1 protein-coding gene is annotated in these 658 nt (G+C 46.4%); it reads right to left on the minus strand.

Annotated features, from left to right (window positions below):
- Positions 1–602: hypothetical protein (locus tag NW837_RS14680; protein WP_414332310.1), on the minus strand; the 602-nt coding region annotated here is incomplete at its 3' end.
- Positions 603–658 lie beyond the last annotated feature (56 nt).

The raw sequence follows: 658 nt of genomic DNA on the forward strand, positions 1-658 counted from the left end.
CGTTGAGACCGCGCGAGCGAGACCTCTTTAAAACGCTCAAGGTCTAAAATGTCAGGGTGCGCTTCAGAGCGAACTTGACAGACGAACTTCTCGTGAGTTTCACTACTATGCAGTTGAACCTGCTGATCACGGGCTATCTTAGCATAGCTCTTGATAGCTTCGTTGTAGATAGGTATAAAATCGTTATTGAAGTGCTGTCGATTCCAGTGGTGAGCGTCCATTTTGTATTGCAAAATCTCCTCTATCTTCTTCCTAACATGACAACCTTCGAGCTTTTGATCCGTGATGCGAGTGTTGCTTTTCTTCTTCGCCGAGGCGTACCATGCAAGAATGATATAGACATTCATCAGACTCATCCAAGACAAGGTAATGAAATTCACCCTATCAAGGTTGGTGTTAGCGCCTTCATCTTTGATTACGGGAATAACGGTGATAATTTTACCTGAACGGAACGAGTAGGTATCGTAAACACTGGCTAACGGGTAGGTTCGTGTCCTCTTCGGACCCCTCCAGCGAGACAAGGCGATTACCGTATCGTCAGGAAACACCACTTTGCAAGCAGGCTTCACAGAGTTTATGTCGAAGGTATCCCACGGATACACAGGCAGTTCACTTTCCTGCCCGCGAAAGCAGAGATTCTCAATCCTTCCTCGCAAAA

Origin of the sequence: Synechococcus sp. R6-10 (assembly GCF_047461815.1) — a bacterium.
Taxonomy (GTDB): Bacteria; Cyanobacteriota; Cyanobacteriia; order Thermostichales; family Thermostichaceae; genus Thermostichus.